The organism is Nocardioides kongjuensis, from assembly GCF_013409625.1.
Taxonomy (GTDB): domain Bacteria; phylum Actinomycetota; class Actinomycetes; order Propionibacteriales; family Nocardioidaceae; genus Nocardioides; species Nocardioides kongjuensis.
In genome coordinates, this window is sequence record NZ_JACCBF010000001.1 from 2,793,511 (window position 1) to 2,813,417 (window position 19,907).

General features: G+C 72.6%; 22 protein-coding genes and 1 pseudogene. 11 read left to right on the top strand and 12 right to left on the bottom strand.

Annotation, left to right across the window (positions count from 1 at the left end):
• Window positions 1-9: 9 nt before the first annotated feature.
• Window positions 10-171 (bottom strand): annotated as a pseudogene (locus BJ958_RS13355) (DUF255 domain-containing protein); the annotation flags it as partial.
• A 251-nt stretch (window positions 172-422) separates the two neighbouring features.
• Between BJ958_RS13355 and BJ958_RS13360 the strand changes: the two are divergent.
• Complete coding sequence (locus BJ958_RS13360) at window positions 423-734, top strand: hypothetical protein (protein ID WP_179727274.1); 312 nt, start codon at window positions 423-425, stop codon at window positions 732-734.
• Window positions 735-845: 111 nt separating this feature from the next.
• Window positions 846-1,127 (top strand): hypothetical protein, encoded by a 282-nt coding sequence (locus BJ958_RS13365; protein ID WP_179727275.1) that lies wholly within the window; start codon window positions 846-848, stop codon window positions 1,125-1,127.
• Between the two features lie 211 nt (window positions 1,128-1,338).
• Here the strand turns inward: BJ958_RS13365 and BJ958_RS13370 are convergent, their stop codons facing one another.
• The 4 genes from BJ958_RS13370 to BJ958_RS28540 form a co-directional block, all read right to left on the bottom strand.
• Window positions 1,339-1,671, bottom strand: coding sequence for a hypothetical protein (locus BJ958_RS13370; RefSeq protein WP_179727276.1), 333 nt, complete (start codon window positions 1,669-1,671; stop codon window positions 1,339-1,341).
• Between the two features lie 171 nt (window positions 1,672-1,842).
• Window positions 1,843-6,996, bottom strand: a complete 5,154-nt coding sequence (locus tag BJ958_RS13375) for an SdrD B-like domain-containing protein (protein WP_179727277.1) — start codon at window positions 6,994-6,996, stop codon at window positions 1,843-1,845.
• Between the two features lie 175 nt (window positions 6,997-7,171).
• The gene (locus tag BJ958_RS13380; protein WP_179727278.1) at window positions 7,172-8,314 is read right to left on the bottom strand and encodes a Rossmann-fold NAD(P)-binding domain-containing protein; all 1,143 of its coding nucleotides are present in this window, start codon (window positions 8,312-8,314) and stop codon (window positions 7,172-7,174) included.
• Entirely contained in the window at window positions 8,311-8,445 is a 135-nt protein-coding gene (locus BJ958_RS28540) for a hypothetical protein (protein ID WP_273520764.1), read from the bottom strand. The genes BJ958_RS13380 and BJ958_RS28540 overlap by 4 nt, the downstream gene beginning before the upstream one ends.
• 103 nt (window positions 8,446-8,548) lie before the next feature.
• Here BJ958_RS28540 and BJ958_RS13385 point away from each other — a divergent pair, with 103 nt between their 5' ends.
• Entirely contained in the window at window positions 8,549-9,460 is a 912-nt protein-coding gene (locus BJ958_RS13385) for an alpha/beta hydrolase (protein ID WP_179727279.1), read from the top strand.
• Here the strand turns inward: BJ958_RS13385 and BJ958_RS13390 are convergent.
• Entirely contained in the window at window positions 9,457-10,233 is a 777-nt protein-coding gene (locus BJ958_RS13390) for an enoyl-CoA hydratase-related protein (protein ID WP_179727280.1), read from the bottom strand. The two genes, BJ958_RS13385 and BJ958_RS13390, sit on opposite strands and share 4 nt — an antisense overlap.
• A 16-nt stretch (window positions 10,234-10,249) precedes the next feature.
• Here BJ958_RS13390 and BJ958_RS13395 point away from each other — a divergent pair, with 16 nt between their 5' ends.
• Together BJ958_RS13395 and BJ958_RS13400 are read left to right on the top strand one after the other, a co-directional pair.
• Complete coding sequence (locus BJ958_RS13395; RefSeq protein ID WP_246319043.1) at window positions 10,250-10,921, top strand: PaaI family thioesterase; 672 nt, start codon at window positions 10,250-10,252, stop codon at window positions 10,919-10,921.
• 142 nt (window positions 10,922-11,063) lie between these two features.
• Window positions 11,064-11,726 (top strand): DUF4386 family protein, encoded by a 663-nt coding sequence (locus BJ958_RS13400; RefSeq protein WP_179727282.1) that lies wholly within the window; start codon window positions 11,064-11,066, stop codon window positions 11,724-11,726.
• On the opposite strand, the gene BJ958_RS13405 is transcribed toward BJ958_RS13400, so the two are convergent.
• Entirely contained in the window at window positions 11,723-12,106 is a 384-nt protein-coding gene (locus BJ958_RS13405) for an MmcQ/YjbR family DNA-binding protein (RefSeq protein WP_179727283.1), read from the bottom strand. The genes BJ958_RS13400 and BJ958_RS13405 overlap by 4 nt on opposite strands.
• Window positions 12,107-12,198: 92 nt before the next feature.
• Between BJ958_RS13405 and BJ958_RS13410 the strand changes: the two genes are divergently transcribed.
• Both BJ958_RS13410 and BJ958_RS13415 read left to right on the top strand, forming a co-directional pair.
• A complete protein-coding gene (locus BJ958_RS13410) occupies window positions 12,199-12,402 on the top strand; it encodes a hypothetical protein (protein ID WP_179727284.1) in 204 nt (67 codons plus the stop codon).
• A complete protein-coding gene (locus BJ958_RS13415) occupies window positions 12,399-12,911 on the top strand; it encodes a hypothetical protein (protein WP_179727285.1) in 513 nt (170 codons plus the stop codon). Before BJ958_RS13410 ends, BJ958_RS13415 begins: the two co-directional genes overlap by 4 nt.
• Here the strand turns inward: BJ958_RS13415 and BJ958_RS13420 are convergent.
• Window positions 12,901-14,172, bottom strand: coding sequence for an oxygenase MpaB family protein (locus BJ958_RS13420; RefSeq protein ID WP_179727286.1), 1,272 nt, complete (start codon window positions 14,170-14,172; stop codon window positions 12,901-12,903). The two genes, BJ958_RS13415 and BJ958_RS13420, sit on opposite strands and share 11 nt — an antisense overlap.
• A gap of 59 nt (window positions 14,173-14,231) precedes the next feature.
• On the opposite strand from BJ958_RS13420, the gene BJ958_RS13425 reads away from it, so the two are divergent.
• Together BJ958_RS13425 and BJ958_RS13430 are read left to right on the top strand one after the other, a co-directional pair.
• On the top strand, window positions 14,232-15,182 hold the full coding sequence (locus tag BJ958_RS13425; RefSeq protein ID WP_179727287.1) for a GGDEF domain-containing protein: 951 nt from the start codon (window positions 14,232-14,234) through the stop codon (window positions 15,180-15,182).
• Window positions 15,183-15,199: 17 nt separating this feature from the next.
• Window positions 15,200-15,793: a TetR family transcriptional regulator gene (locus BJ958_RS13430; RefSeq protein WP_273520771.1), complete on the top strand. Its 594-nt coding sequence runs from the start codon at window positions 15,200-15,202 to the stop codon at window positions 15,791-15,793.
• On the opposite strand, the gene BJ958_RS13435 is transcribed toward BJ958_RS13430, so the two are convergent.
• From BJ958_RS13435 to mca, 3 genes are read right to left on the bottom strand one after another with little or no spacing between them, the layout of a single operon-like run.
• Complete coding sequence (locus BJ958_RS13435; RefSeq protein ID WP_179727288.1) at window positions 15,778-16,425, bottom strand: LysE family transporter; 648 nt, start codon at window positions 16,423-16,425, stop codon at window positions 15,778-15,780. The two genes, BJ958_RS13430 and BJ958_RS13435, sit on opposite strands and share 16 nt — an antisense overlap.
• 4 nt (window positions 16,426-16,429) lie before the next feature.
• Complete coding sequence (locus BJ958_RS13440) at window positions 16,430-16,669, bottom strand: hypothetical protein (protein WP_179727289.1); 240 nt, start codon at window positions 16,667-16,669, stop codon at window positions 16,430-16,432.
• 12 nt (window positions 16,670-16,681) lie between these two features.
• A complete protein-coding gene (gene mca / locus BJ958_RS13445; RefSeq protein ID WP_218866342.1) occupies window positions 16,682-17,590 on the bottom strand; it encodes a mycothiol conjugate amidase Mca in 909 nt (302 codons plus the stop codon).
• Window positions 17,591-17,622: 32 nt separating this feature from the next.
• Between mca and BJ958_RS13450 the strand changes: the two genes are divergently transcribed.
• Together BJ958_RS13450 and greA are read left to right on the top strand one after the other, a co-directional pair.
• A complete protein-coding gene (locus BJ958_RS13450; protein ID WP_179727291.1) occupies window positions 17,623-18,033 on the top strand; it encodes a DUF4307 domain-containing protein in 411 nt (136 codons plus the stop codon).
• A gap of 56 nt (window positions 18,034-18,089) precedes the next feature.
• The gene (gene greA, locus BJ958_RS13455) at window positions 18,090-18,596 is read left to right on the top strand and encodes a transcription elongation factor GreA (RefSeq protein WP_179727292.1); all 507 of its coding nucleotides are present in this window, start codon (window positions 18,090-18,092) and stop codon (window positions 18,594-18,596) included.
• Here greA and BJ958_RS13460 read toward each other — a convergent pair.
• Complete coding sequence (locus BJ958_RS13460; RefSeq protein WP_179727293.1) at window positions 18,584-19,900, bottom strand: AI-2E family transporter; 1,317 nt, start codon at window positions 19,898-19,900, stop codon at window positions 18,584-18,586. The genes greA and BJ958_RS13460 overlap by 13 nt on opposite strands.
• Window positions 19,901-19,907: the final 7 nt, after the last annotated feature.

Below are 19,907 nucleotides of genomic sequence, written 5' to 3' on the forward strand. Positions count from 1 at the left end.
TTGAACCTCGTGGCACCAGTGGCAGGCGGCGTAGCCGACGCTCAGCAGGATGGGGACGTTGCGGCGCCGCGCCTCGGCGAACGCCTCGGGTCCCCACTCCCACCAGTCGACAGGGTTCTCGGCGTGCTGGAAGAGGTAGGGGCTGGTCGCGCTGACGAGACGGTTCGGCACGTTCCCACGCTAGTCGGGTGCAGGTCACCCGCGCGGGGGCGACGCACGCTCCTCCGGCAGCGTCCGGCGCAGGCTCGGGCCCGGCGACACACCGTGCCCCCACACATTCGAGCCCAGCGACGCGGATCGTCGGGCGAGATGCGCCGTCCGTTGCGCGGCACCGCTCCCGGCCCGATGCCCTGACAGGAGACCCCATGCCCCGCAACCCGGGCCCGTAGAAGCCCGCCCGGCCCTTCACCCGCCAGTCCACGGTGCTCGAGCTCTCCTCGACCCTGCCGGGCCGCGCGTTCAAGGCGCTGATCGCGCGCCAGCTCCCCCGGTCGCCACCGAGAAAGAAGCGTCAGGAGCTGGAGGACATGACCGTCGGCCTCCCCCTGGAGACCCTGGTGGCGCTGTCGGAGGGCAAGCTGACGTGGGGCATCGCCGACTCCATCGTCGACCTGGCCAACGGCAAGCCGCACCGCCTGATCCGCCGCAGCGTCGGCGCAGGCGCGGGCGCCCTGAAGAAGGTCACGAGCGCGCGGTCCGCCGCTGAGGGGCGCAGGCCTCCCGGCGATTCGTAGGAGGTCACGCCGCAGCTCGCGGCACGCCTGGTCGCGTTGAGCGGATGCACGCGTTCAACGACCTCGTCGAATAGCGGGTGGGCCGCCCACCCGGCGTGGAAGCATGCGGGCGTGAGCGAGTTCGACGCAGAGGCGGCGATCGTCTGGGGAGGTTGGGACGCCCGGTACGCCCGTGTCCTCGACGTCCAGGTCGAAGGAGACGTCGCCGCGGCGCTCATCGACTCCAACGGGGACGGCGCTGACGTGAACGTGGACCTCTACTTTCGCGACAGCGACGGTCGTTGGATCCCGGGCGCCAGCGGCAACGGATCGATCAGCATGCCTGGTGTTCTGGCAACGTGGACCGACGACGACCGGCTGCTGCTGACGCGCACGGACGAAGCGGCGGAGTAGGAATGCGCGCAGTCGGCTCCGCGGCTCTGGCGCCTCCCCGCCTGAGACGTCGACGGGACGGCGCTTGTACCGGCTGCCGATTCCCGCGTCCGTACGTCGGCGAATCCGGACGTCCGATACGCGGCGGAATGGTGCAGGTGCATGATCGTCCACCGCGTCTCTGAAGGCCGCCGTTGCCCGACGGCGGGACCTGAATGTCCCCGTCGCGCCCTCACCGCCAGGTCGTCGAGCGACGGGCCGCGTCGTAGATCGCGGCGATCTCGCGCTCCACGAGGCGCTGCGGGAGGTTCCCGACGTACTGGCTGATCCGGCGACGGGGAACGACGACGACGGCACCGTCCTCGGGCTGCCGCTTGACCTTGAAGCCCTTCTGCGCGCCCATCACCGCGATCACGCCGAGCGCGGTCACGGGGAAGCCGACGTGCTCGGTCAGCAGGCGCCCTGCCCGCACGGCCTCGTGGCGGCTGTTGCGGATGTACGGCACCCGCTGGCCGTTGACCATGAAGGTGTCGTCGCCGCCGACCCAGATGCTGCGCGGTCCCACCGGGCGTCTCGGCGTACAGGCGCTCGTGGCCGTAGCGAACCCACCTGCGCACGATCCAGTCCGTCACGGGCGACCACCTCCCCTGCCGTCGAGGGTGGCACCCGCGACGGTGGGGCGCTGAAGAATCCCCGAAACGCGGGCCACAGGGACCCGCGGAGACAGGCGGGTGCCTCACGCCCTCCTTCGCCGGCCGAGGACGACGAGGAGCAGTCCGAGCAGGGTGAGGAGCACTCCTCCGATGAGCCCGCGGGTCACGTCGGGGGCGCCGGTGTCGGGCAGTCCCGCCGCGGGGTGGTGCCCGCCGTGGGGCGTCCCGCCCGGAGTCGGGTGCGGGAGCGGGGTGGTCGGGACCGGCGTCGACGGCACGGGCGTGATCGGGATGCCCGGGGTGGTGGCGCCCTTGGCACCGAAGTAGTGGGACGGGTCGGTGTCGGTCACCGTGATCTCGAGTTCGGTGAACTGGCCGACGATGGTGCCGACGTTGGCGTACGCACCCTCGACCGCGCTCCCCCGCGCCGTGCAGCTGAACGACGCGCCGGGCGCCAGCGGTCCCGGAACCACGTTGGAGGAGGTCCCGTTGCAGGCGATCGCCGACGCCGGTTCCCGGTCGTCGGTGACGACGAGGTCCGTCAGAGGCACGTTGCCGGTGTTGGTGACGACGTAGGTCCACTCCACGACGGCTCCCGCGGTGACGGACACGCCGGGCGCCTCGTCGGCGTCGACGCCGTTGGTGGCCTTCTCGATGTCGACGGCCGGGACGGCACCGAGGTAGTGCGACGGGTCCTCGTCGGTGACCTCCTCCTGCGCGGGGTCCAGCGCCGTCACGGTTCCGACGTTGGCGTACTGCCCCTCGATCGCGGTGCCCGTGGCCACGCAGGTGAAGGACTCGCCGGGGGCCAGCGGCCCGGCCACGACGTTGCCGCCGGTGTCGTCGCAGTCGATCTCGGAGGCAGCCACCTGGTCGTCGGTGACCGTCACGTCGGTCAGCTCGACCCCGCCGGTGTTGGTCACCACGTAGGTCCACGTCACCGGGGAACCGGGTGCGACGAACGGCCCGGTCGGGCTGTCCGCGTCCTGGCCGTTGGTGGCCTTCTCGATGTCGATCCTCGGTGCCGGCATCACGGCCAGGTCGACGGTGAACGTCGTGAACGAGTCCGGGACCAGCTCGCCGGACAGCCCCGCCACGTCGTCGCCCAGCGGGCCGTTGCCGCCGACCAGGCGTCCGCCGGCGTGCACGTAGTCCAGGGTGACCGGCGTGCTGGTCAGCCCGGTCGTCGCCGGGTCGGCTGCCGCGGTGTTGTTGTCGTCGGCCGTCTCGTTCGGCTCGAGGGTGTCGCCCGACCCGACGGTGCGGACCACGTGCCCGGCCAGCGGACCCGACGGCGCGAACATCGACGCGGGGACGTGCACGGTGTACTCGCCGGCCGGGAGCGCGGCGACCGACCAGCGGCCCTCGGCGTCCGTGGTCCGGGTCGCGACGACGTCGCCGTCGGCGTCGCGCACCTGCACGGTCACGCCGGGCACACCCTGCTCGCCGGCGTCGAACCGGCCGTTCCCGTTGCGGTCGATCCACACCAGGTCGCCGAGGGTGAAGCCGGGCATGAGGACGTAGGGCTCGTTCGACAGCAGCGGCTGGTCCGGGACCGTGGCCGAGAAGATCATGGCGCGGTTCACGTAGAGGTTGTCCAGCACGTTGCTCGTCGACACGGCCGCCAGCCGCGCCCGAACACGGGACTGCACCGGCAGCGCGGCGGCGGACACGAACCGGACGGCGGTCACGTCGGCGAAGTCGGACACCTCGGCCGCAGTCAGCCACCGTCCGCCCGCAGCCGCGGGGTTCGCGTTCGTCGCGTGGCGGGGGTCGTGGCTCAGCGTGGCGGGAGCCGCGGTGGAGTAGTACCAGGTGCCGGCCACGGCGCCCGTGCCGCCGCGGAGGTACGTCGGCGCCGCGAGCGGCCCGACCAGGCGGGCGAGTCCCGTGTAGTCGGACGCGAGCCGGGCCCGCGCCGACCCGGACGCGGGGTCGCCGTCCCCGTTCCACGGCAGCACGTCGATGACGTCGGGGCTCTGGAACGAGATCACCGTCGAGGTGTTCCCCCACTCCAGCGACCACTCGTAGGTCTCTCCGCTCGCGACGAACGTCTTGTCGACGCTCTTGACGATGCCGAGCTGTCCGGCGCCGGCGATCTGCATCTGGGCCGTCGCCGTCGGCGCGTTCTCCGAGTTGTCGCCGAACGCCTGCACGTTGTTGCGGTGCAGGTCGCCGGGCTGCGCCAGCGTCGGCACCGTCGTGCAGACCTGGAGGAAGGGCTTCCCGCCGCCACCGGCGATCCAGTGCCGCGGTGCCGTCACGATCGCGACGTCGCCGAACCGGAAGGTCACGGTGTTCGCCACCGGGTCGTACGTCGCCGTCACCCCCGCAGGCAGCAGGTTCTGCGTGCAGGCGGCGTCGTAGAGGAGACCCGCGGGCAGGGAGTCGACCACCCGGACGTTGCGCATCGTGGAGTCGACCGTCGCCTGGTCGATCCACACCTGCAGGTTCCACCGGGCGGTGTCGCCCGGGAGGTACTGCGCCTGTTGGGCCGCCTTGGAGATGCCCAGCTGCATGCCGCGGAAGGGCACCTGCCGGGTGACGGTGCCCAGCGTGTCCGGGTTGCCCCGCTGGGTCCAGCCGCCGACGTTGGTGACCTGGACCCCGCTGGGAATGGCCTCCCCGGCGTTCGGTCCGCCGTTGTAGAAGCCGCGGGTGGTGAGCTGCGCCTCCAGCTGGAGCGAGAACGGGCCCGTCTGCACGTGGTCGGGGTCGATCGGGCGTACCCGGATCATGTTGACGGAGTCCTGCCAGTCCGGGCCGAACGCCGTCGGGCTGGTCTCCCACGGGCCGTCATGCTCATGACAGGCCGCCGCCGCGTCCTGGATCGACGTGAAGTCCGTGGGCGCCTGCGTGTGGGTCTCGTTGGGACCCTCGGCGTACTCGACGACGTAGTCCGCCGGGTCGATGGTTCCGCTGGAAACGAGGCGGGTGAAGGTGCCGGGCCCGTACCAGTCCACGTCGGCGAGGTAGAGCACCGAGACGTCGAAGACGTCGCACACGGTGAGGTCGGGGATCGAGACCCGGTCGTTGCTCGCGTTGGCGGCGACCGCCGTCCCCATCTGGCGCCCGGCCCAGGCGACGGTGGGGTTGAACGTCCACACCTTGCTTCCTGTGTACGTGCCGCAGTCACCGACCGTGGAGCGGATCGTCCACGTCCGGTCCACGACGTTGTTGCCGGTCGCGGTCGTCCCGTCCCAGCCGGGTTCGCGTCCGGTGCCGTTGATCGGGTCGCCGCCGGCCGTCCAGCCGTCCGTGCCGCGGGCCTCGTTGCGGATCCGGAAGGTGTCGGTCGGGCTCGCCAGGCACGGGTCCACCGCGATCGCGTCGGCGGGGATGAAGAACAGGGCCTGCATGAGTCCCTGGCGGTTGTCGATGCCGGTCTGGTTCGGGACGAAGTGGAACTCCCAGCCGTCGCTGGGCTGAAGACCGGTCTCGCAGGTCGTGGTGCCCCTCGACGGGAAGGAGGGGTTCGTGCGGCACTGGACGAGGTGCGCGTCGGGATGCGACGTCAGCACGTCGTGGAAGGTCACGTCGTCGACGAAGGGCGCCAGCACGGCACCGTTGGTCTCGGTGACGTTGAGGTTGTACCAGATCTCGTAGCCGACGACCTGCTGCCCGTCGATGGTCCGCGTCGTGTACGACGGGTTGGTGGCCGCCCCCTTGGCCAGGTCCCACTTCGGCTCGGTGAGGGCCTGCGAGCGGGTGACCAGGTTGTTGCCGGTCGCGGTCGCACCGTCCCAGCCGGGCTCGAAGCCCGTCCCGTAGTTGGGCTGGCCGCCCACCATGGTCCACCCGTCGGTGTCCTCGGCCCGGTTCTGCCAGTCCGAGACCCCGACGGGCCGGTCGTCGCCGGGCTGCCAGTCCGGGTCGACCGTCCGGTAGAGGTCCGCCTCGGGGACGAACACCCTCATCACGGTGAACCCCGCGTCACCTCCACCCGCGGTGGGGTTGTTGGGCCCGAGGCTGAGCTGCCAGCCGTCGGTGCCCGCGGCCTCGCGCAGCGGGCAGGTGAGCGTCCACGGCGAGCGGACGGCCGGGGTGTCGGAGAGGTTGTTCGGCCGGCAGCTGACGACGATCGCGTTGGGGAACTCGGTCATCCGGTCGGTGAACGTCACCGGCCAGTCCAGCTGTCCCCCGCCGGTGGCTCCCGCCATGTTGAGGATCGAGATCTGGTAGTCGGTGTAGAAGCCGCGCACGGCCTGGCCGCCGATGGTCTCGGTCGCGGGCACGAACGGGACGTAGCTGATCTTCCTGATGTCCCACTCGGCCTTGCCGGTCACCTCGACCGTCGGCCCCGCGACCGGGTCGGACGCGCCGGCGTCGCCCTGGCCCGCGTAGGCGCGGGCAGCGATGGTCGCATGGGACGGCACCGCCGACGACGTGGTCACGCGGTAGGTGATCTCCAGGGCGGCCACGTTCGACGACATGGTCCCGACGTTGCAGGTCACGGTGATGGAACCGTCGGCGTTCAGCGTGCGCCCGGACGCGGGGTTCGCCCCGTTGGCCGCGGAAAGGCAGCCGGCGGGCAGGCCGTTGGGGCCCGGTCCGGCGAGCTGGAGGGCCGCCCCGTCCGGGGAGGAGACGAGCATCTCGACCACGACGTTCGGCACCGAGGTCCCGCTCGGCAGCCCGGTCAGCGACACGGCGTACTGCTGCCGGACGGTGTCGCCCGTGCGGATGATGCAGTTGGCGGTGCCGGTGTCCAGGCCGGGGCCGTTCGCCGCGTCGAAGGGCGGCGTACCCGTCTGGGCGAGACCGTCGCAGGCGTTGGGCAGCGCGAGCCGCTCGATGCGGACGTCGGCGATCGGCTGCAGACCGGCATCCAGGCCGACGACCTTGGTGGCACCGGCGATGGCGAAGGGCGCGCTCACGCCGCGCTCGGGTTCGCCCGGAGCCGGCTGCCCCTCGCGAACGAAGTCGTTGGCCCCGCTCGCCGCGGCGGGGAACCGGAACGCACCCGGCGCCCTCACCCGCACCCGGTAGTCGCCGTCGGGGACGTTCGCGAACGAGTACGCGCCACTGGCGCTGGTCGTCGTGGAGGCGGTGACCGCCCCGCCGGGCGAGGCGAGCAGCTCGACCGTGACTCCGCTCCGCACCGGCTCGGCCGGCTGACGCGCGCCGTCGCGGTTGGTGTCGGCCCACACCACGCCGCTGACCGCGCTCCCGGTGCCGGCGAGCGCCGAGCCGGGCGCCAGCAGCCCGACCGCGAGTCCGAGAACCGCCAACGTCATCCCCATGCGCCTCGCCACGAGACCCTCGCTCCCCCGGCCGCACGCGCCGATTCTCGGTACGCTGCGCGTTCGGATGGCCCGAGATACCACCGGCAGATGGAGCGCAGGGTACACAGCACGCGCCCGGCGTGGGCGGAAATTCCGAAGGGTCTCAAACCCGACGAAGACCCCGGTCTCAGGCGACCCGGTACGGCGGCTCCGCCTCCCGGCCCTGGAACGCCAGGATCGCGGGGTTGACCACCCGACCGTCGCGGATCTCGATCGCGCGGCTCAGCGTCTCGTCCGCGTCCCAGCCGGCTCCGCCCTCGAGCACCCGGTGGACGAAGGGGATCAGCGCGTTGCTGTTCTCCCAGGTCGCCGAGCTCCACAGGTACGACGGCGAGTGGTCGACGCCGTAGTAGAGGACGTTGTCGCCCACCACGAACGTCGGGTCGTCGAAGCTCGTCGGCCGGGCGAAGCTGAACCCCATCGCGAGGTCGCACGACACGTCGACGACCAGGCTTCCCGGGCGGAAGGCAGCCATCTCCTCGACGCGGAGGTAGACCAGCGGGTGGGCGGTGTCCTGGAGGGTGCAGTTGACGACGATGTCGTTCTCGGCCAGGTACGCCGCCAGCGGCTCGCGTCCGCGCTCGGTGATCACGTGGCTGCCCTGGTCGTCGTCCCGGTCGTGCTCGAACTGCCGGATCCGCACCGAGTGGATCGGCGACCCGACCGCCGCCACCTCGCGGTTGGTCAGCACCGCGACCTCGTGCACGCCGTGCGCGTTGAGCGCGGTCACCGCCCCGCGGGCGGTCGCACCGAAGCCGATGACCACGGCGCTCAGCCGGCGACCGTAGTCGCCGGTCAGTCCTGCGAGCTGGAGCGCGTGGAGCACCGAGCAGTAGCCGGCGAGCTCGTTGTTCTTGTGGAACACGTGCAGGCCGACGGTGCCGTCACGTGTCCAGTGGTTCATCGCCTCGAAGGCGATGACGGTCAGGCGACGGTCGATCGCGAGCTGGGTGAGCTCGGTGTCCTGGACGCAGTGCGGCCAGCCCCACAGCACCTGGCCCGGTCGCATCATCGCGACGTCCGAGTGCTGCGGCTTGGGCAGCAGCACCACGTCGGAGTCGGCGAGCAGCTCGTCGCGCGAGGCGAACCCGGCCACGTGCTCGGCCAGGGACGCGTCATCGACGCCGAACCGCGCGCCGTAGCCGTGCTCGAGCGTGATGCGCGCTCGGAGGCCGGGGTCGAGCACGCGGAGATGGTCGGGATGGATGGGCAGCCGGTGCTCGTTCTCCTTGGCCGAGGACCCGATGACGCCCAGCCCGAGGCCCGTCACTTCTTCTTGCCCGGGTGGATCTTCTCGGAGAACGTCTCCTCGGAGGCCTTGCTGCGCTTGTCGGCGCGCTTCTCCTTGATCGACTTACCGGTCTTCTTGGACATGCTCTGGCGCGGCGACTTGTCGCTCATGGCGGTTCTCTCTGAGAGGGAGCCCGGATGGCCCCTGCCTGTGACAGTACGCCTCACGTCGCGACGTGCGCCGACGGGACTCGATCCCTGCTTGGATGCGGGCATGCACGTCCCGCTCCGCGCCGCCCGGCTGCTCACCCGTCGCGTCGTGCGGCCGGTGCTCGGCACCCGCCTGTCCCCCGCCCGGCAACGGCAGGTGATCGACGCCCTGATGAGGTTCCCGGTCCTGCCCAGGGGTACGACGATCGAGCACACCAGCCTCGGCGGTGTCCCGGCGGACCGGATCACGACGCCGGCCAGCAACCCCGACCACGCGCTGCTGTACCTGCACGGCGGCGCCCACATCGTCGGCTCCCCGCTCACCCACCGCGCCGCGGCCACCCACCTGGCCGACGCCACCGGTGCGGTCGCGCACGTCCTCGACCACCGGCTCGCACCCGAGCACCCCTACCCCGCCGCCGTCGACGACGCCCTCGCCGCCTACCGCGCCCTGCTCGACGGCGGCCTGGCGCCCGAGCGGATCGTCGTGGCCGGCGACTCGGCGGGAGGCGGCCTCGCCCTCGCGCTCGCCCTGCGCGCGCACGCGACGGGCATCGCCCGACCGGCGGCGCTCGGCCTGGTCTCCCCCTGGGTCGACGCGCGCCTCGACGGCCTCGCCGAGCACGTCGACGACCCGCTGCTCACCCGCGGCTGGCTCGAGCTCGGAGCGACGTCGTACGCCGCCCGCCACCGCGAGCATCCCGAGGTCTCGCCGCTCCTGGCCGACCCCGCCGACCTGGCGACCCTGCCGCCGCTGTTCGTGCACGCCGCCAGCGACGAGCTGTTCGTCGACGACGTGGAGCGGTTCGTGGCGACGGCGCGCGCAGCCGGCGCGACGGTGACGTACCGGCGGCTCGAGGGCCACTGGCACGTGACGCACCTGTACGCAGGGACGGTCCGCGCGGCGACCGAGGTCGTCCGGGAGCTGGGCGGCTGGCTGCGCTCGGCCCTGCCGAACGGCCAGGGCGTGTCCTAGCGACCCGTCCAGCGCGGCTCGCGCCGCTCGAAGAAGGCGCCGATCCCCTCGGCGACGTCGGCGGAGGCGAGCAGCCGCTCGTGCGCGGCGTGGCTGGCGGCCCAGCTGGCGGTCTCGTCGCCGTTGATCTCGTCGTTCGCCAGCGCGAGGGCGGCGCGGACCGCGAGCGGGGCGTTGCCGCTGATCGTGGCGGCGAGGCCCAGGGCGACGTCGAGCGTGGTGCCGGGCTCGACCAGGCGGTTGACGAGGCCGAGCCGCTCGGCGCGCTCGGCGCCGATCGGGTCGCCGGTCAGCAGCATCTCGCGGGCGACGTTGGCGGGCAGCACCCGCGGCGCGCGGAAGACACCGCCGAAGTCGGGCATCAGGCCACGCTTGACCTCGGGGAAGCCGAAGGTCGCCGTGCGGGAGGCGACGACGAGGTCGCAGCACAGCACCAGCTCGAGGCCGCCGCCGAGCGCGTACCCCTCGACCGCGGCGACCAGCGGCTTGGGCCGGCGGCGCGACATGATCCCGGCGATGCCGCCGCGCTCGGTCGGCTCGCCGGGTCCCTCGGCGAGGTCGGCGCCCGCCGAGAAGACCGACGGGCCGCCGGTCAGCACGCCGCACCACAGCTCGTCGTCGTCCTCGAGCAGGTTCAGCGCCTCGTCGAGGCCGCGGGTCACCGCGCCGTTGATGGCGTTGCGCTTGGCCGGGCGGTCGAGGCCGATCACCAGGGTGCGCTCGACGCGGATGGTCTGGACGGCGGGGGCGGCATCGGGAGCGCGGTCACTCATGCCCGACAATCTAGGGATGACCATGGAGATGTTCATCCACGACGAGATCCCGACCGACGAGGTCGACCGTCGCGAGAAGGCAGTCTCCGCCCTCGCCGACTCGGTGCGCGAGCTCGTCGACGCGACCATCCGCAGCACCGTCCCCGACGAGGAGCTGGCCGCCGTGCAGGCCGAGGTCGCCGCGCTCGCCGCCCGCCTGCGTCGGCAGCAGCTGCCCGGCTCCGCGGGGGTCCGCTACAACTCCGAGGGCCGCAGCTGGAACTGGGGCAACGCCGTCGTCGGGCGCGGCAACGCGGTCGCGCCGCCGGTCGACATCGTCCACGACGGCTTCGGCAACGCCCACGCCGAGATGACCCTGGGCGCGGCGTACGAAGGCCCGCCGGGAATGGTCCACGGCGGCGTCTCCGCGCTGATGCTCGACCAGATCATGGGCGAGACGGCCAGTGGGTTCCGGCGCCTCACCATGACCGGCACCCTCACCCTGCGCTACCGGCGGCCGCTGCCGCTCGGCCCGGTCCGGATGGAGGCCCGGATCGCCCACGAGGAGGGCCGCAAGATCACCGTCGAGGCGCAGATCGGCGTACCCGGTCAGGACGCGGCGGTCGAGGCGACCGGCCTCTTCCTCATCCCCAGCTGGGCGCCGATCGACGAGACCGAGGAAGGCTGGTCCCGCTCGGCCGAGGGCTGATCAGCTCGCGGACCGACCCGAAGCACGAGGACCGGACCGTTCCTTCGGCGGATCGAGCACGAGCCCCGAGGCCGATCCGGCCGCCGCCGACCTCGTCGATGCTGGAGTCGCAGCCGATCCGACCGCGACGAAGGAGCAGCCGATGAGGTCAACGAGGAAGATCGTCGCCCTGACGGCGATCGCGCTGGCGGCGTCGCTGCTGGTCCAGAACGCCGTGCTGGTCGGGGTGGGAGCACCGGGCTACGGCGATCCGACCGAGGACGTCCTCGCCTTCCACGCGGAGCACCGGGGTGCAGTCGCGTTCGCGGTCGGCCTGGAGGCGCTGAACCTGCCGCTGCTGCTCGGGTTCGTGACCGGGCTCCACGGGCTCGTCGAGCGCCGCGGGGGTGCGGGCGCGGACTGGTCGCGGTTGGCCGTGGCCGCGGGCGCGACCCTCGCTGCGGTCCTCGCCCTCTACGCCGTGCTGTGGAACGGTGTCGTGCTGCACGCCGACGGGCTCGTCGAGCCGAGCCCGGAGCTCGAGCTCGTCTGGCAGCTGCACGCGGCGGCGTTCGCGCTGGCGCTGCCGGCGCTCGGCACCACCTTCGCCGGCGCCGCCCTGGCGGCGCACGCGAGCGGGCTGACGCCGCGGTGGCAGCGGCTGCTCGGCGTCGCCGGAGGGAGCCTGCTGCTCGCCGCCGGGGCGTGCAGCCTCGCGATCGCGGACGGCTCGCCGCTGCTGTTCGTGGGGATGCCCGGCTACGTCGCCTGGCTCGTGTGGTTGCTCGCGACCGGCCTGCGGCTGGTGCGCACCCGCGGGGACTAGGCCCCCGGCCGGTCCACGCGGTCGACGAGGCGCTGCGGCGCCTGCAGGCAGAACGAGTCGGTGAGCAGCTCACCCAGCTCGACCCAGTCGGTGTCGTCGTCGACGAGCATCCCGACCACGTTGTTGCCCCACTCGCCCTTGAAGTAGGGCGCCCCGAGGTGCTGGAAGGCCATCACCTCGTCCGGCTCGGCGCGGAAGGTGATGCGGAACAGCTGGTCCTCGCCGCCGAACACGTGGGCGACGGTGACGGTCGTCCCGGCGACCCTCCAACGCACGCCGACCCACGCCTCCTCCTCGTGGCACTCGGGCAGCCGCGCGAAGATCGCACGCAGCCGGGCGAGGTAGGCGCCGGGGACGTCGGGGCGGGTCGGGCGAGGCACGACGGCAATCTCCCACACGCCGCCGACACCCACCAGCCGCCAGGCGTCAATGCGAGGTTGACATCCAGGATGCGTCAAGAGATCGTTGACATATGCCCGACAAGTCCCTCGTCCTGATCCTGCTCGGCGTCGCGCTGATCACCAGCACCCTCTCCCTCCACGGCCTCCTGCGCGGGTTCGGCCAGGGCGCCGGGGTCGCACTCGTCCTGATCGGCGTCGCCACGATGTCCGCCCGCCTGCGCAAGCGGAAGGACGACGGCATGTGGCTGCCCAGCCGCGACGAGGACCAGCGGTGAGCGACCTCGCCGAGGCCATCGGCCGCGCGATCCTGAGCGGCGCCGACGCGCAGGACCAGCTCGCCCTGGTCCGTCGTACGGCGGACGCGGACCTGGTCACCGCCGACCTGCTCCAGCAGGCGGTCAACGCCGCCCGCGCCGGCGGACACAGCTGGTCGGCCATCGGCAGCACCCTGGGCCTGACCCGGCAGGCCGCCCAGCAGCGCTTCGGCCGCGAGCCCGCCGGCAACCCCGCCGACAGCCCCGAGGAGCGCTGGCTCGGACCGGTCACGGCGTTCGACGAGATGCAGGAGCTCGAGCTCGCCGGCCGCCTCGGCTGGCACACCGTCGGCGCCGGCCTGCTGCGGCACCGGATGGTCCGCACCGCCACGCAGTGGGAGCACAAGCGGGTCGTGTGGAGCGGCAGCCTGGGCCGCCACGAGAAGGACGGGTGGCAGGTCGGCTGCCGCGCCTTCCCGTGGGTCTACCTGGTCCGCGACACCGGCGAGCCCGCCACGATCACGCCCTGAGCTCGCCGACGTCCTCCGCGTCGCCCTGGAAGTAGCTGTCGAGCAGCCACTGCGCCCGCCGCCCGCCCCACCGGGCGAGTCGGTCGGGGCCGCCGGGCAGCCGCTTGAGCACGCGGTAGCGCAGCGTGTTGAGCACCACCAGGTAGGCGTGCGCCCACGGCGGCCGCATCGGCAGGCCGAGCTCGCGCATGCTCTCGGGGCCGAGGAAGACCGTCAGCATCGAGAGCAGGCGCTCTCGTTCGTAGCGGGCACGCGCCGCCTGCAGCGCCGCCGGCCAGCCGGGATAGCGACGCAGCGCCTGGGCCTCGACGACGGCCTGCGCCAGCTGGGGCCCGGCCTCGGTGAGCGGTCCCTGCGCGAGCAGCACGTGGTAGTCGATGCGGTGCCGCTCCCACTCGTCGTCGACGAGGAAGTCGGGGTGGACGCCCATCAGCCAGCCGACGTACTTCCACAGGTGCATCAGGGCCCGGGACTCCGACGCCGAGATCGGTACGCCGAGGGCGCGGGAGCCGATGATCAGCACCCCGTCGAACAGGCCGAGGGTCGAGGCCTGGTCGGCCTGGTTGATCGGCAGCCCCCACTGCGCGGTGTCCCAGGTGTCCTCGAAGGCGTGGTTGACCAGCGCGTGCATCAGCCGGACGTGGACGGTCAGTCGCCAACCCTCGCCCGGCGGGCGGCCCGCGCGCGGCGCCGCGAGGGAGCCCGGGTCGGTGAGGCTGGCGCCCCACTTCTGGGTCTCGGCGAGGCGGCGCAGGGTCTGCGCACCGGCCAGCCCACCGGTCGCGACGAGCAGGTCGGTGGGACCGCCGAACCGGTACCCGCCGACGAGCGAGAGCTGGAGCAGCACGTCCTGGGCGTTCTGCCCGAGCCGCCGGAAGACCCGGGCTCCCTCCTCGACGAGGTCGCGGTCGAGCCACGCGGGGTCCTGCTCGAGCTCGGCGAGGAAGGCGACGAGGGCCGGTGGCGCATCGGGGACGGCGACCAGGCCGCCCTCGAGCGCCCTGCGGAACTGGTCCATCCGGACCCGGCCGGGGTCGTCCCCTCGCAACCGGATCGCGTCCGCGAGGGCCGCGCCGAGCTCGTCGCGCTCGAGCATCGCGCGCCCGATCCGCTCGAGCAGCGCCTCGTCGGTGCCCCGCACCCGCCCGACCACCTTGAGCGGGCGGCCCAGGCGGCGGTTGCGCTCCCCACCGGCACGGAACCGGGACGGGAAGGGCTGCGGGAGCGGCTGCGGGAGCGGCTGGGCCACGTCGGTGCTCATGCCACCATCCTGACGCGAGTATTTGCTCGCATTCAACTCGCGAATGGAAGGATGTCGCCATGGAGCCCGCCCAGCTGGACCGCCTGCTGCTCGCCGTGCAGGAGCTGTCGATGGCCGCCGACCTGCCGAGCGTCCAGGAGGTCGTGCGGACCGCGGCGCGCGAGCTCGCCGACTGCGACGGCGCGACCTTCGTGCTGCGCGACGGCGAGCAGTGCTTCTACGCCGACGAGGACGCGATCGCCCCGCTCTGGAAGGGCCACCGCTTCCCCCTCGAGGCCTGCATCAGCGGCTGGGCCATGCTCCACAGGCAGCACGTGGTCATCCCCGACATCTACCTCGACGACCGGATCCCCCACGAGGCGTACCGGCCGACGTTCGTCCAGAGCCTGGTGATGATGCCGGTGCGCACCCTGGACCCGATCGCCGCGATCGGCGCCTACTGGGCCGAGCACCACACCGCCACCGACGCCGAGGTCGCCCTGCTCCAGGGGCTGGCCAACGCCACCTCGGTCGCGCTCGACAAGCTCGCCGTCCACGACCAGCTCGCCTCCGCCGTCGCCCTGCGCGAGGCGACCCACCACCTGGCCACGACCGACGAGCTCACGGGGCTGTGGAACCGGCGCGGCTTCTTCGAGCAGGCGCGCACGCGCTGGGCGCCCGGCACGCCCGCCGCCGTCGGCTTCGTCGACCTCGACGGCCTCAAGCTCGTCAACGACACCAACGGCCACAGCGCCGGTGACGCCTTCATCCGCCGCCTCGCGAACGCGCTGTCCACGGCGGTGCGGGGCACCGACGTGGTGGCCCGGCTGGGCGGCGACGAGTTCGCCGTCCTCGCCCCCGGCCTGTCCCCCGACGACCTGCACGCCCGGCTCGCCGCCGCGGTCGGACGCCGCGCCAGCGTCGGCACCGCCCCGGTCACCGACATCGGCCTGCTCCCCGACGCCCTGCTCGAGGCCGACGCCCGGATGTACGCCGCCAAGCGCCGCCTGCTGACCAGCCGCACTGCCTGAGCCCCTACAGTCCTCACGTGCGCAAGGCCCCGCAGCAGGCCCGGTCCCGGGAGATGGTCGAGCGGATCGTCGCTGCCGGGCGCACGGTCCTCGTCGAGCGTGGGTACGACGCCTTCAGCACCAACCGGGTCGCGACCGTCGCGGGCGTGAGTCCCGGCTCGCTCTACCAGTACTTCCCCGACAAGGCCGCGATCCTCGAGGTCGTCATCGACCGGTACTGGGAGGAGGTCGCCGACCGGGTCGCCGCCTCGCTGGCCGACCGGATCGGCGAGTTCGGCCCGGCGATGGTGCGGGACACGGCAGACGCCCTGCTCACCGCCCTGGAGGCCGACCGCGAGCTGCTGCGCGTCGTGGCCGAGGAGCTGCCCGTGCAGCGCAACCGCGAACGCCGAGCTGCGCTGGAGCGCCGGGTGCGGGAGCTCGTGACGACGTACCTCGCCGCCCGGCCCGGCACCACCACCCGACCGAACCCCGCGGTCACCGCCTGGGTCGTGGTGCTGGCGATCGAGAACCTCGCCATGCGCTGGGTGCTCGACCAGCCCGAGGCGGTCACCCGCGACCAGCTGCTCGACGAGGTGCTGGCGCTGGTGGGCGGCTACCTGCTCGCGTGACCGGTGAGGGCCATGCCCACGCCGAGCCCGATCATCGACGTCCCGCCGATCGCACCGAGCGCGCTGCCGCGCCGCTCGGAGGCGACGAACCAGTCGCGCGCCCGGCCGGCGGCCAGGGCCCAGGTCGAGTCGCAGAGCAGGCCGATCGTGATCGCGACCAGTCCCAGGCTCAGCATCTGTGCCGGGACCGAGGCGGCACCGGCCGAGCGGTCGACGAACGGCGGCAGCAGCGCCGCGAACATCATGAAGCCCTTCGGGTTGCTCACCCCGACCACGAAGCCCTGCCGCAGGGCCGTGCGCCACGACAGCGGTGTGCGGGCCTCGCCGCTGCCCATCCGCATCTCGCGGCGGTGCCGCAGCGCCTGGATGCCGAGCCAGACCAGGAAGGCCGCGCCGGCGAGCTTGATGAGCGTGAAGACCAGCTGTGACTCGGCGACGATCGCGCCCAGGCCGAGACACACGAGCACCATGACGAGGAGCAGGCCGGCCGTGTTGCCGAGCACGCTGGCCAGCGCCACCCGTTGGCCGTAGGACACCGCACGGCCGACCACGAAGACCACGCTCGGGCCGGGGATGACGATCAGGACCAGCGCGGCCAGGCCGAAGCCGAGGAGCTGGTCGAGACCGATCACCGGTTCACTCCTCCGCGGACTCCGGGGCGTCGTCGACCGGCTCGTCGCCGTACACCCCCGCGTCCTTGGCCCGGGCCGCGGTGCGCAGGCTGCGGGTCAGCGCGAAGCCGATCACCACGACGGCGGCGATCAGCAGCAGGAAGATCCAGAACGCCGTCCAGCCCGCCACGATGTTGGTGTCCTGGTCGACCGGCTTGTCCTTGGCGGCCACGGCGGAGACGACGGTGGCGACGACGGCATGCATGACCTCAGTGTGTCAGGCGTCGGGGGTGACGCCGGCGAAGAGGTCGTCCTCGGGCGTCGAGGAGGCGACGTGGCTCACGACGAGCTCGAAGTCCTCCGTGGGCCACACCTCCTGCTGCAGCTCGCGCGGGATCGCGAACCAGAAGCCGTCGGGGTCGATCTGGGTGGCGTGCGCGAGGAGCGCCTGGTCACGGACGCCGAAGTAGTCGGCGCAGGGCACGCGGGTGGTGATCCGGGCGTCCCACTCGGGCTCCGGCTTCCACTCCTTGAGGCGCTCCTCCCACGGCGACTCCAGGCCGTGGGCGAGCATCGCGTCGTGCAGCGCCTGCATCCGCGGCCGGTTGAACGAGTGGTGGTAGTAGAGCTTCAGCGGCTGCCACGGCTCCCCCGCGTCGGGGAACCGCTCGGGGTCGCCGGCCGCCTCGAAGGCCGCGACGCTCACCTCGTGGCAGCGGATGTGGTCGGGGTGCGGGTAGCCGCCGCGCTCGTCGTACGTCGTCACGACGTGCGGCCGGAACTCGCGGATCTGCCGCACCAGCCGCTCGGCCGCCTCCTCGAGCGGCACGAGGCCGAAGCAGCCCTCGGGCAGCGGCGGCTTCGGGTCGCCGTCGGGCCAGCCGGAGTCGATGAACCCCAGCCAGGACTGCGAGATCCCGAGGATGTCGCGGGCCCGCTCCATCTCCTGGCGGCGCACCTCGGTGATGTTCTCGAGGATGTCCGGGCGGTCCATCTTCGGGTTGAGGATGGAGCCGCGCTCGCCGCCGGTGCAGGTGACGACGCGGACGTCGGCACCCTGGGCGGCGTACATCGCCGTCGACGCGGCGCCCTTGCTCGACTCGTCGTCGGGGTGGGCGTGGACGTGCATCAACCGCAGCCCGGAGCGGTCGGTGGCAGGCGCGTGCGAGGTGGGCATGCGCACCATCGTAGGGATCGCCCTCATGGGACCATGGATCGGTGAGCACCTCCCCCGGCAACCTGGCCCAGCGCTACGGCGCTCCGTCGCGCGGTCGGCGCACGGCCGTCGTGGTCGGCGCCGGCACGGTCGTGGTCGTCTTCCTCGGCTGGTTGCTGTGGGCGATGCTCTTCCACGCCAACCCGGCCGTCTCCTCCGAGGAGATCGGGCACGAGGTGGTCGACGACCACACGGCGACGATCCGGGTCCGGGTGACCTACGGCGACGGCCCGGTCGACGCGACCTGCGTGGCCCGCGCGATCTCCCACGACAAGGCGGTCGTCGGCGAGCAGTCGTTCACCCCGGGACGCGACGAGGAGGCCGTGCAGGAGGTGACCGTGCGCACCGAGCGCCGGGCCACGACGGTCGAGTGGATCGGCTGCAAGACCGCCGGACAGACCCGCTACCGGTAGACTCGATCGTTCATGTACCCGGACGGGTACGCGAACGAGCATGTGCAGGAGCACCCATGACGCAGACCGACCAGAGCGGCCAGAACACGATCTGGCTGACCCAGGACGCCTACGACAAGCTGCAGGCCGAGCTGGAGCACCTCCAGGGGCCCCGCCGCGCCGAGATCGTTGCCGAGATCAGTGCTGCGCGCGACGAGGGTGACCTGAAGGAGAACGGCGGCTACCACGCCGCGCGCGAGGAGCAGGGCAAGAACGAGGCCCGCATCCTCCAGCTCAAGGACATGCTCCGTCGTGCCGAGGTGGGCGAGACGCCTCCCGACGACGGTGTCGTCGAGCCGGGCATGGTCGTGACCTACAAGTTCGAGGGCGATGACGACGACGAGGCGGAGTCCTTCCTCCTCGGCGCGCGCGAGATCGACCCCGAGGGCCTGACCGTCTACTCGCCGCAGTCGCCGCTGGGCCAGGCCATCAACGGCCGCAGCAAGGGCGACACCGTCTCCTACGAGGTCAACGGCAAGACCCAGACGGTCGTCATCCTCGACGCGAAGCCCTACGCCGGCTGAGGTTCTTCCTCCGGACCGCCGGTCTCCTCCTCGGAGGCCGGCGGTTCGGCCATTTCGGCCATCTCGGCCAGGTGCAGCACCACGGCGTTCGCCGCCGCAGCCAGCGGTACGGCGACCAGCGCGCCCGCCACGCCCGCGACCAGCACGCCGCAGGCGATCGCCAGGATCACGCCGAGCGGGTGCAACGAGACCCACCGGCCGAGCAGGAACGGCTGCAGCACGTGGCCCTCGAGCTGCTGCACGCCGATCACCACGGCGAGCATCAGCAGCGCGGTCACCGGTCCCTGGTCGACGAGCGCGACCAGGATCGCGACGCTGCCGGCGATGGTCGCACCGATCATCGGCACGAAGGCGCCGAGGAAGACCAGGACGCCGATCGCCAGCACGAACGGCACCTTGAGGATCGCGGCGCCGATCGCGATGCCGGTCGCGTCGACCAGCGCGACCACGACGGTGGCCCGGACGAACTGGACCAGCGACAGCCAGGCCACCCGGCCCGAGCTGTCGACCCGCTCCCGGGCGGCGCGCGGCGCCAGCCGGACCACCCACGACCAGATCCGGTCGCCGTCGGCGAGGAAGAAGTAGGTCGCGAAGAGCGCGATGAAGAACCCGGCCACGACGTGGCCGAGCGCGGCGCCGACCTCGGTGACCTGCGTGATCACCTTGCCGTCCTTGGACCGCTCGGTGATCAGGTCCTGGGCGCTCTTGATGTAGTCGTTGATCTGCGAGTCGCTGGCGTGCAGCGGCCCGTCCCGCAGCCAGTCGCGGATCTCCTGCAGACCCTGGACCGTCGAGTCCGCGAGGTCGTTGGCGCCGGCCGCGACCTGCTGGCCGGCGAAGGTCAGCAGCATGCCGACCACCACGAACCCCGTGATCACCACGAGCAGGGCCGACAGCCCGCGCGGCAGGCCGGCGCGGTTGACCCCCTGCGCGAACGGCGCCGCCAGCGCGCTGATCAGCAGCGCGACGGCGAGTGGCACGGTGACCACGGCGAAGTAGCCGACGAGCCACAGCAGCAGGTAGCCCGCCCCGGCGATCAGCAGCAGGCGCCAGGCCCAGCCGGCCGCCAGGTCGAGCCCGTAGGGAACCTCCGCTCGGCGCAGGTTCGAGGGACCGGTGCTGAACGACGGCGGCTCGTGCCGTCGCTCGTCGCGCTCCTCGCGCAGCAGCGCCCACTGGTGGGCGAAGCGGCGGAACAGCCGCTCGTCGCGTTCGTCGCGCTCGTCGGGCTCGGGGCCCAGCGGCGGCGCCTCCTCCTCGGGCTCGCTCGCCTCTGCGGACTCGGTCGCGCCGTCGCTGGTCACCCGGTCA